This window comes from Enterobacter cloacae complex sp. I1M (genome assembly GCF_014982425.1).
Classification (GTDB): Bacteria; Pseudomonadota; Gammaproteobacteria; order Enterobacterales; family Enterobacteriaceae; genus Enterobacter; species Enterobacter intestinihominis.
The window spans coordinates 177,298-187,391 of sequence record NZ_JADCLG010000013.1; the positions used below are offsets into that span (position 1 = coordinate 177,298).

Consider the following 10,094-nt stretch of genomic DNA (forward strand, 5'->3'; position numbering starts at 1 on the left):
TGCATTTCTGAATACGCGCCGCATTCTCATTTTCTCCTTGCTGTAAACGCTTAAAAACGTTGCAGCGCCCGCTGTAAATCACGCCTTTTCTGTCTGACGACGCATCACTCCCGCCGCATAATCGCCTGAAACATGGAGGTGAAGATGGGGATCCACGTTATCAGTATGTGCGCCATTCTGGCCATAATCCCGCTCTATTCGTTACCCGTTTTGCCAGATTTGCATATTGTCTGGTTGCTGATTGCCGCAGGAATTGCGTTATCCGTACAGCAGAGAAAATGGCTCAGGTTTTCAGGCCTCGCATTGCTTTTTATGTGCTGGGGGATCCTGGCCGCTCAGGAAAGCGTGTGGCCGATGAACCATTTAACGAAAGCACCGCAGCAGGCCGAGGTGGTCATTACCGCAACGGACGGCGCAACGATGCATCAGGGAAGGATTATCAGCCTCAATGGAGAACGTGTATGGGCTGCCATGGGCGTGTCACTCTACGGCAACTACCTGCCTCAAAATGTCTGCGTGGGTCAACGCTGGGCGATGACCCTGCGGCTCAGGGCGGTACACGGAGAACTCAACGATGGCGGCTATGATTCGCAGAAAAACGCCTTTGCCCGACACCAGACGCTGAGCGGACGGTTTACCCATGCGGAGATTGTCGACGCACGCTGTAGCCTGCGTTCGCAATACCTGACATCACTACAGAATACGCTTTCAGCATATCAGTGGGGGCCCGTGATCCTGGGGCTGGGGATGGGGGAGCGGTTGTCGGTCTCGCGGGAGATAAAAAACCTGATGCGTGAGACCGGAACGATGCATCTCATGGCCATTTCGGGATTGCATATTGCGCTGGCAGCTTCTGCTGTCTGGCTACTGGCTCGGGGCATCCAGTTTTTCCTGCCGGGCCGCTGGATTATCTGGCAAATGCCCTTACTGGCAGGTCTGATTTTTGCCGCGTTTTACGCATGGCTAACGGGCTTGCAGCCGCCTGCGCTGCGTACGGTTATTGCGCTTGTGGTGCTGGCTGCATTAAAAATGAGTGGTCGCCAGTGGTCGCCCTGGCAGGTATGGCTTACCTGCGTGGCGGCGATCTTGGTTTTCGATCCACTGGCGGTCCTGTCACAAAGCCTGGCGCTATCAGCGTTTGCGGTCGCCGCGCTTATTTTTTGGTATCAGTGGTTGCCTCTCCCGCACTGGCAACGTGGCCGGTGCCTGCGGCCGCTGGTTACGCTGTTGTATTTGCAGGTTGGAATGCTGCTGCTTCTGTTGCCGCTTCAGGTACTGATTTTCCATGGTTTCAGTCTCTCCTCGCTGGTGGCGAATCTGTTTGCTGTTCCTCTGGTAACGTTTATCTCAGTTCCACTGATCCTGCTCGGCATGTTTCTGCATCTGTTTCCGGTGGCGACGCTGGAAAGTATCGTCTGGCTGGCAGCCGATAAATCTCTGGCAGGACTTTTCTGGCTATTGATGCGTTTACCGAATGGCTGGCAGGACGTGGATGAACGCTGGCAATGCCTGACGTTACTGCCGTGGCTGCTGATCATTGGCTGGCGATTCAGGGCCTTCAGCGCAGTACCCGCAGTCTGTCTGGCAGGCAGCGTGGTGATGGCATTTCCCCTCTGGCACAGGATTAAAACTGACAGCTGGTCGCTGCATATGCTGGATGTAGGGCAAGGGCTGGCGATGGTCATTGAGCGTCACGGGAAGGCCATTCTGTATGACACCGGGCTGGCATGGCCCGGTGGGGACAGCGCGCAGCAGCTGATTATCCCCTGGCTACGCTGGCATCATCTGAGGCCGGAAGGGGTGATCCTGAGCCATGAACATCTCGACCACGCGGGGGGACTGGCATCGCTAAAAGCTGCCTGGCCTGCAATGTGGATCAGAAGCCCCTTAGCCTGGACCGGACATCTTCCATGCTTTCGTGGACAGCGATGGCAGTGGCATGGGTTAACGTTCTCCGTGCATTGGCCACCCGAAAACACCCCGGCGAAAGGTAACAACCGCTCCTGCGTGGTAAAAATCGATGACGGCGAACAGAGCGTTTTACTGACCGGAGATATTGAAGCGCAGGCAGAACTGGCAATGTTGAGCCACCGCTGGCGTCAACTTGCGGCTACACTGATTCAGGTGCCGCATCATGGGAGTAACACGTCATCTTCAACACCGCTGCTACAGCGTGTGGAGGGGCAGGTTTCGCTGGCCTCGATGGCCCGCTATAACGCGTGGCGTTTCCCTTCCATCAAAGTAGTCAGGCGCTATCGAACTGAGGGATATCTCTGGCTTGATACTCCGCAGTCCGGACAGATAACTGTGACGTTTTCGCACCAAAGTCGGCAAATTCGCCGCTTACGTGAACACTATTTACCGCGTTGGTATCATCAGTGGTTTGGCGCGCCCGTAGATAACGGGTAGAATATGCGGCTATTTCAACAAATGCTGGTTTTTTGAATGCATAACGACAAAGATCTCTCCACGTGGCAAACGTTCCGCCGGCTCTGGCCGATGATTGCACCTTTCAAAGCAGGCTTGATCGTGGCGGGCGTAGCGTTAATCCTCAACGCAGCCAGCGATACGTTTATGTTATCGCTTCTCAAACCGTTACTGGATGACGGTTTTGGTAAAACGGATCGTTCAGTGCTGCTATGGATGCCGCTGGTGGTTATTGGGCTGATGATCTTACGCGGAATCTCCAGCTATGTATCCAGCTACTGCATCTCCTGGGTATCCGGTAAAGTGGTGATGACCATGCGCCGTCGGTTATTCAGCCATATGATGGGGATGCCAGTCTCATTCTTTGACAAACAGTCAACCGGTACCCTGCTGTCGCGTATTACCTACGATTCAGAGCAGGTGGCGTCGTCCTCTTCCAGCGCACTGATTACCGTTGTGCGTGAAGGCGCATCCATCATCGGTCTTTTTGCGATGATGTTCTATTACAGCTGGCAACTGTCGCTGATCCTTATTGTGCTGGCGCCGATTGTCTCCATCGCGATCCGCGTGGTATCAAAGCGTTTTCGCAACATCAGTAAAAATATGCAGAATACGATGGGGCAGGTGACTACCAGTGCCGAGCAGATGCTGAAAGGCCATAAGGAAGTGTTGATCTTCGGCGGTCAGGAAGTCGAAACCAAACGCTTTGACAAGGTCAGCAACAGAATGCGCCTGCAAGGGATGAAAATGGTATCGGCCTCGTCGATTTCCGATCCGATCATTCAGCTGATTGCCTCTCTGGCCCTGGCCTTCGTCCTGTATGCCGCAAGCTTCCCGAGCGTCATGGAAACCCTGACTGCGGGTACCATTACCGTGGTGTTCTCATCCATGATTGCGCTGATGCGTCCGCTGAAATCGCTGACTAACGTCAACGCCCAGTTCCAGCGCGGGATGGCAGCCTGTCAGACGCTGTTCAGCATCCTCGATTCCGAACAGGAAAAAGATGAAGGTACACGCGTGATCGAGCGCGCTAAAGGCGACCTGGAATTCCGTAACGTGACCTTTACCTATCCAGGCCGTGAAGTGCCGGCGCTGCGTGATATCAGCCTGTCCATCCCGGCGGGTAAAACCGTCGCGCTGGTCGGTCGTTCCGGTTCGGGCAAGTCGACCATTGCCAGCCTGATTACCCGTTTCTACGATATCGACCAGGGCGAGATCCTGCTTGATGGTCACGACCTGCGGGAATATACCCTCCAGTCGCTGCGTAACCAGGTCGCGCTGGTCTCGCAGAACGTGCATCTGTTCAACGATACGGTGGCGAACAACATTGCGTATGCCCGTACCGAAGAGTACAGCCGTGAAGAGATCGAGAATGCGGCGCGTATGGCCTATGCGATGGACTTCATTAACAAAATGGATAACGGTCTGGATACGATCATTGGCGAAAACGGGGTGCTGCTCTCCGGTGGTCAGCGTCAACGTATCGCGATTGCCCGAGCGCTGCTGCGCAACAGCCCGATTCTGATCCTCGATGAAGCAACGTCCGCACTGGATACGGAATCTGAACGCGCTATCCAGTCGGCTCTGGATGAATTACAGAAAAACCGTACCTCGCTGGTTATCGCGCACCGTCTGTCGACCATCGAACAGGCTGACGAAATCGTGGTGGTGGAAGACGGCGTTATCGTTGAACGCGGCAGCCATGCGGACCTGCTGGAACAGCGTGGTGTTTACGCGCAGCTTCATAAAATGCAGTTCGGTCAATGATTGCACGCATCTGGTCGGGTGAATCCCCTCTGTGGGTGCTGCTTCTCCCGCTCTCCTGGCTGTATGGCCTGGTGAGCGGTGCTATTCGTCTGCTTTACTGCCTTGGGATCAAGCGCGCCTGGCGCGCACCGGTACCGGTCGTGGTGGTCGGCAACCTGACGGCGGGTGGAAACGGCAAAACCCCGGTGGTGATCTGGCTGGTAGAGCAGCTCCAGAGGCGCGGTATCCGCCCGGGAGTTGTCTCACGCGGTTACGGTGGTAAAGCGGCGCAGTATCCACTGGTGCTGAGCCCAGCTACGACAACCGCTGAAGCCGGTGATGAGCCGGTACTGATTTACCAGCGTACCGGCGCGCCGGTTGCGGTATCGCCGGTGCGCAGTGATGCCGTGAAGGCACTGCTTGCGGAGCATGATGTACAAATCATCATTACCGATGATGGTTTGCAGCATTACGCGCTGGCGCGTGACAAAGAGATCGTGGTCATTGACGGTGTGCGGCGTTTTGGCAACGGCTGGTGGCTTCCAGCCGGTCCAATGCGCGAGCGTGCGTCGCGCCTGAAGAGCGTCGATGCCGTGATTGTAAACGGTGGTGAAGCCAGAGCGAGTGAGATCCCGATGCATCTTCGTCCCGGAAAGGCAGTGAATATGCTGACCGGCGAGCGTAAAGACGTCGCGTTACTGGAGCATCTGATTGCGATGGCCGGGATTGGTCATCCGCCGCGTTTCTTCGCGACGCTGGAGCAGTGCGGCGCGCGGCTGGAGAAACGGGTACCGCTGGCCGATCACCAGGCGCTGGTTGCCGAAGAGATTGAGAGGCTGGCCGCACCGGGCCAGACGCTGATCATGACGGAAAAAGACGCGGTAAAATGCCGGGCCTTTGCGAAAGAAAACTGGTGGTATCTGCCGGTTGATGCTGAACTCAGCGGCGAACAGCCGGAACATTTGCTCAAGGAACTGCTCGCGTTAGTGCAGTAACTTCTACGCGGTTCCGGTGGCGCTTTGACTGACAGGAAAACGCATGTCTCTACCGCAACTCTCACTTGCAGCCGCACGAAACCTGCATCTTGCCGCCCAGGGGCTTCTGAAAAAGTCCCGCCGCCGCGCACAGCCAGCGGATATCCTCTCTACCGTGCAACGCATGTCGTTGCTGCAAATCGACACCATTAACATCGTGGCGCGTAGCCCGTATCTGGTCCTGTTTAGCCGCCTGGGAAACTATCCTCCGCAGTGGCTGGATAATGCGCTAAGTCAGGGCGAACTGATGGAATACTGGGCGCATGAAGCCTGTTTTCTCCCGCGCAGCGATTTTGCACTGGTGCGTCACCGCATGCTCGCCCCGGACAAAATGGGCTGGAAATACCGCCAGGAATGGATGGCGGAACACGCGGATGAAATAGAACAACTGATTGCCCATATTCAGGAAAACGGTCCGGTACGCTCCGCGGATTTTGAACACCCGCGAAAAGGCGCAAGCGGATGGTGGGAGTGGAAACCGCACAAACGCCATCTTGAAGGGCTGTTTACGTCGGGCAAAGTGATGGTGGTCGAGCGCCGCAACTTTCAGCGCGTCTATGACCTCACGCACCGCGTTATGCCTCACTGGGACGATACGCGTGACCTGCTGTCTCAGGACGCAGCCGAAGCCATCATGCTCGGGAACAGCGCCCGCAGCCTGGGCATATTCCGCCCACAGTGGCTGGCGGATTATTATCGCCTGCGTCAGCCGCAGCTAAAACCGCTGCTGGAAACGTGGCAGCGTGAACAGCGCGTGATGCCGGTCTCGGTTGAGTCGTTAGGTGAAATGTGGCTGCATGCGGATTTGTTCCCTCTGCTGGCGCAGGCGCAAGAGGGCAAACTCCAGGCGACCCACAGTGCCGTGCTCTCGCCGTTCGACCCCGTTGTCTGGGACAGAAAGCGGGCCGAACAGCTGTTTGATTTCAGCTACCGTCTGGAATGCTACACCCCGGCGCAAAAGCGTCAGTACGGTTATTTTGTTTTGCCGTTGCTTCATAAAGGGCAGCTAGTCGGGCGCATGGACGCTAAAATGCACCGTAAAACCGGCATGCTTGAAATTATCGCGCTCTGGCTTGAAGAGGGCATAAAGGTGACGGCTGGCCTGGAAAAAGGGTTAACGACTGCGCTCAGTGAATTTGCCCGCTGGCAGGGGGCGTATGAAATTGTACTCGGTCGCGTGCCTGCGGGGCTGTTTACGACCTGTCGAGGTGGCTGGGAAACAGGCACTCCCTGAAAAAAGAATGTGGTAAGCTTTAGCAATTACCCATACGGAGGAACTATGGATCACCGTTTACTTGAAATTATTGCCTGCCCGGTGTGCAACGGCAAACTGTATTACAGCCAGGATAAACAAGAGCTGATTTGCAAACTGGACAGCCTGGCGTTCCCGCTGCGTGACGGTATTCCGGTCCTGCTGGAAAATGAAGCCCGTTCTCTGGTGGCAGAAGAGATCAAACCATGAGTTTTGTTGTCATTATCCCTGCGCGTTATGCTTCAACGCGCCTGCCAGGTAAACCGCTGGTGGATATCAACGGTAAACCGATGATTGTGCATGTCCTTGAACGGGCACGCGAATCGGGCGCCGGACGCGTCATCGTCGCCACCGATCACCCGGATGTCGCGCGAGCGGTTGAGGCCGCGGGTGGGGAAGTGTGCATGACCCGTGCCGACCACCAGTCAGGCACCGAGCGCCTGGCGGAAGTCGTCGAAAAATGCGGTTTCAGTGACGAGACGGTGATTGTGAACGTGCAGGGCGATGAGCCGATGATCCCGGCGGCTATTATCCGTCAGGTGGCCGACAACCTGGCCCAGCGTAAGGTTGGCATGGCGACCCTCGCGGTGCCGATTCACCACGCTGAAGAGGCGTTCAATCCGAATGCGGTGAAAGTGGTCATGGACGCAGAGGGCTACGCGCTCTATTTCTCCCGCGCCACCATTCCGTGGGATCGCGATCGTTTCGCGCAATCGAAAGAGACGATCGGCGAAACCTTCCTGCGCCACATCGGTATTTACGGCTACCGCGCCGGCTTTATTCGTCGCTATGTCGCCTGGGCACCAAGCCCGCTTGAGCATATCGAAATGCTCGAACAGCTTCGCGTGCTGTGGTACGGCGAGAAAATTCACGTTGCGGTTGCCCAGGAAGTCCCTGGCACCGGCGTGGATACGCCTGAAGATCTCGATCGCGTACGCGTCGAATTGCGTTAATTCGCTGCCATCCCCTCGTTCTGGGGGGATGTTCTCTTCCTTTTCTTTTTCATTATTGATCTCGACCGGGTGACATCCGGGGTTCGCGCGCTCATTATAAAAGCAGTAGTCTTAATGGGGGTAATCTCATATGGAACAGCTGCGTGCTGAACTCAGCCATCTCCTTGGCGAACAGCTAAGCCGGGTGGAATGCGTGAATGAAAAGGCCGATACCGCACTCTGGTCGTTGTACGACAGTCAGGGAAACCCCATGCCGCTGATGGCCAGAAGTTTTACCTCGCCGGGCGTCGCCAGACAGCTGGCCTGGAAAATGTCGATGCTGGCGCGGGAAGGGACAGTCCGTATGCCGACGGTCTACGGCGTGATGACCCATGAGGAGCATCCCGGCCCGGATGTTTTGCTTATCGAACGTTTACGCGGGGTTTCTGTTGAAGCCCCGACGCGTACACCGGAGCGCTGGGAACAGCTGAAAGATCAAATTGTCGAGGCTCTGCTTGCCTGGCATCGGCAGGACAGCCGGGGTCTTGTTGGCGCAGTAGACAGCACCCAGGAAAACCTGTGGCCGCTGTGGTATCGCCAGCGTGTTGAAGTGCTGTGGGGCACGCTGAACCAGTTCAACAACACCGGTTTAACGATGCAGGACAAACGTATTTTATTCCGCACCCGGGAGTGTCTGCCGACGCTGTTTGAGGGTTTTAACGACAACTGCGTGCTGGTTCACGGCAACTTCACGCTGCGCAGTATGCTTAAAGACTCGCGCAGCGATCAGCTTCTGGCAATGGTCGGGCCGGGGATCATGCTCTGGGCGCCGCGCGAGTACGAACTGTTCAGGCTGAGCGAGGGCGGGGCGGCGGAAGATTTGCTCTGGCACTATCTTCAGCGCGCCCCCGTTGCGGAGGCCTTTCTCTGGCGACGCTGGCTCTATCTTCTCTGGGATGAGGTGGCGCAACTGGTCAACACCGGGCGCTTTAATCGGGCCAGTTTCGATCTGGCCGCAAAATCACTCCTGCCCTGGCTTGCCTGACGGACCCTTAAGCCACTGCCACAGGCGGCCAAGCGTCTCGTAACCGACGCGGTCGCTGTGCATCAGCCATACCGGGGACGGGATTATCCGTTCCCACGGGTTGAGCGGGGCGTCAATGGCCAGCTGGTTTGCCGGAGCAGGAAGCGGATGCAGGCCCTGATTCTCAAAGAAAATCATTGCGCGCGGCAGGTGTGAAGCAGAGGTCACCAGCAGGAACGGCACATCACCGATGGCTTGTTTCACCGCAGCAGCTTCTTCTTCGGTATCTTTTGGGCTATCCAGCGTGATGATGGCGGAACGTGGTACGCCAAGCGATTCAGCCACTCTTGCCCCTGCTTCAGCGGTACTTACCGGGTTGGTTTTTGCCGCAGCGCCCGTGAAGATCATCTTCGATCCCGGATTGGCCAGCCACAGGCGGATCCCCTCGTTCAGACGCGGCAGACTGTTGTTGATCAGGTTCGAGCTGGGCGCCCAGTTCGGATCCCAGGTATACCCGCCTCCCAGCACCACGATATAGCCCACCTTCTGTTTTCCCTGCCATGTAGGGTAGGTGTTTTCAATCGGGCGTAACAAACCGTCAGCGACCGGTTGCAGGCTGAGTAACAGCAGCGCCAGCCAGCCCACGGTGACGAGGGATTTACCGCTTTTCTGAAAGCGGCTAAACCATATCAATGCCAGCCCCAGCGCGATGAGAAGCAACAGCAGGGGAAGGGGAAGCATCATGCCTCCGATATATTTTTTTAGGGTAAAAAGCATCCTTTTTGGTTCCTTTTTTAACCATACAGCAGGCGATTGCCCGTGATATTACACCAGAGTGGTTCATTCTCCGCGCGGGTGTGACAAAATAGCGGTTTTGCAGTGAGTGGAACCCTCCCAATGCGGGATCGCAATTTTGATGACATCGCGGAAAAGTTTTCGCGCAACATTTATGGCACCACCAAAGGTCAGCTTCGTCAGACGATCCTCTGGCAGGATCTGGATAAGCTGCTGGCTGAATTTGGTGACCGACCGTTGCGCGTACTGGATGCCGGCGGTGGGGAAGGGCAGACTGCAATTCTGATGGCGCAGCGGGGACATCACGTCACGCTTTGCGATCTTTCTGCCGAGATGGTTGCGCGCGCCGGGCGAGCGGCAGAAGAGAAAGGTGTGAGCGACAACATGCATTTTATACATTGCGCCGCTCAGGACATTCCGCAGCATTTGGAAACGCAGGTTGATCTGATATTGTTTCATGCTGTGCTCGAATGGGTCGCCGAACCACAAGCGATGTTAAAAACGCTGTGGTCGATGTTGCGCCCGGGCGGTGCGTTATCGCTGATGTTTTACAATGCCAACGGCCTGCTAATGCGAAACGTGCTGGTCGGCAATTTTGGCTATGTACAGCAGGGCATGTATAAAAAGAAACGACGCACGCTTTCACCGGATTTCCCCCGTGAACCGCAGCAGGTCTATGGCTGGCTGGAGGAGATCGGTTGGGAAATTACCGGCAAAACTGGCGTGAGGGTGTTTCATGATTATCTGCGTGATAAACAAAAACAGGATGACTGTTTAGACGCCTTAACAGAAATAGAGACGCGGTACTGCCGCCAGGAGCCTTATCTGAGCCTTGGCCGCTATATCCACGTCACCGCGCGCAAGCCGCAGATGCAAGGATAATC

Annotated in this window: 9 protein-coding genes; 8 read left to right on the plus strand and 1 reads right to left on the minus strand. The window is 56.2% G+C overall.

Features of this window, described 5'->3' with window-relative positions:
• Window positions 1-144 precede the first annotated feature (144 nt).
• The 7 genes from INF86_RS08675 (at window position 145) to INF86_RS08705 (ending at window position 8,436) form a co-directional block, all read left to right on the plus strand.
• Window positions 145-2,409: a ComEC family protein gene (locus INF86_RS08675; protein ID WP_193543426.1), complete on the plus strand. Its 2,265-nt coding sequence runs from the start codon at window positions 145-147 to the stop codon at window positions 2,407-2,409.
• Window positions 2,410-2,445: 36 nt separating this feature from the next.
• On the plus strand, window positions 2,446-4,194 hold the full coding sequence (gene msbA, locus INF86_RS08680) for a lipid A ABC transporter ATP-binding protein/permease MsbA (protein WP_003858227.1): 1,749 nt from the start codon (window positions 2,446-2,448) through the stop codon (window positions 4,192-4,194).
• On the plus strand, window positions 4,191-5,168 hold the full coding sequence (gene lpxK, locus INF86_RS08685) for a tetraacyldisaccharide 4'-kinase (protein ID WP_193543427.1): 978 nt from the start codon (window positions 4,191-4,193) through the stop codon (window positions 5,166-5,168). The genes msbA and lpxK overlap by 4 nt, the downstream gene beginning before the upstream one ends.
• A gap of 43 nt (window positions 5,169-5,211) precedes the next feature.
• The gene (locus INF86_RS08690; RefSeq protein ID WP_193543428.1) at window positions 5,212-6,441 is read left to right on the plus strand and encodes a winged helix-turn-helix domain-containing protein; all 1,230 of its coding nucleotides are present in this window, start codon (window positions 5,212-5,214) and stop codon (window positions 6,439-6,441) included.
• 45 nt (window positions 6,442-6,486) lie between these two features.
• On the plus strand, window positions 6,487-6,669 hold the full coding sequence (gene ycaR / locus INF86_RS08695) for a protein YcaR (RefSeq protein WP_003858220.1): 183 nt from the start codon (window positions 6,487-6,489) through the stop codon (window positions 6,667-6,669).
• Complete coding sequence (gene kdsB / locus INF86_RS08700; protein WP_023299728.1) at window positions 6,666-7,412, plus strand: 3-deoxy-manno-octulosonate cytidylyltransferase; 747 nt, start codon at window positions 6,666-6,668, stop codon at window positions 7,410-7,412. Before ycaR ends, kdsB begins: the two co-directional genes overlap by 4 nt.
• 130 nt (window positions 7,413-7,542) lie before the next feature.
• On the plus strand, window positions 7,543-8,436 hold the full coding sequence (locus INF86_RS08705; protein WP_023299729.1) for a YcbJ family phosphotransferase: 894 nt from the start codon (window positions 7,543-7,545) through the stop codon (window positions 8,434-8,436).
• On the opposite strand, the gene elyC is transcribed toward INF86_RS08705, so the two are convergent.
• On the minus strand, window positions 8,413-9,192 hold the full coding sequence (gene elyC, locus INF86_RS08710; RefSeq protein WP_193543429.1) for an envelope biogenesis factor ElyC: 780 nt from the start codon (window positions 9,190-9,192) through the stop codon (window positions 8,413-8,415). The two genes, INF86_RS08705 and elyC, sit on opposite strands and share 24 nt — an antisense overlap.
• 120 nt (window positions 9,193-9,312) lie before the next feature.
• Here elyC and cmoM point away from each other — a divergent pair, with 120 nt between their 5' ends.
• Window positions 9,313-10,092 (plus strand): tRNA uridine 5-oxyacetic acid(34) methyltransferase CmoM, encoded by a 780-nt coding sequence (cmoM, locus tag INF86_RS08715; RefSeq protein ID WP_006809373.1) that lies wholly within the window; start codon window positions 9,313-9,315, stop codon window positions 10,090-10,092.
• Window positions 10,093-10,094: the final 2 nt, after the last annotated feature.

Bases quoted from the DNA above. Each gene is read 5' to 3' on its own strand.
- INF86_RS08690 (WP_193543428.1), top strand. From the start codon at position 5,212: ATGTCTCTACCGCAACTCTCACTTGCAGCCGCACGAAACCTGCATCTT.
- INF86_RS08675 (WP_193543426.1), top strand. From the start codon at position 145: ATGGGGATCCACGTTATCAGTATGTGCGCCATTCTGGCCATAATCCCG.
- cmoM (WP_006809373.1), top strand. From the start codon at position 9,313: ATGCGGGATCGCAATTTTGATGACATCGCGGAAAAGTTTTCGCGCAAC.
- msbA (WP_003858227.1), top strand. From the start codon at position 2,446: ATGCATAACGACAAAGATCTCTCCACGTGGCAAACGTTCCGCCGGCTC.
- elyC (WP_193543429.1), bottom strand. From the start codon at position 9,192: ATGCTTTTTACCCTAAAAAAATATATCGGAGGCATGATGCTTCCCCTT.
- ycaR (WP_003858220.1), top strand. From the start codon at position 6,487: ATGGATCACCGTTTACTTGAAATTATTGCCTGCCCGGTGTGCAACGGC.
- lpxK (WP_193543427.1), top strand. From the start codon at position 4,191: ATGATTGCACGCATCTGGTCGGGTGAATCCCCTCTGTGGGTGCTGCTT.
- kdsB (WP_023299728.1), top strand. From the start codon at position 6,666: ATGAGTTTTGTTGTCATTATCCCTGCGCGTTATGCTTCAACGCGCCTG.
- INF86_RS08705 (WP_023299729.1), top strand. From the start codon at position 7,543: ATGGAACAGCTGCGTGCTGAACTCAGCCATCTCCTTGGCGAACAGCTA.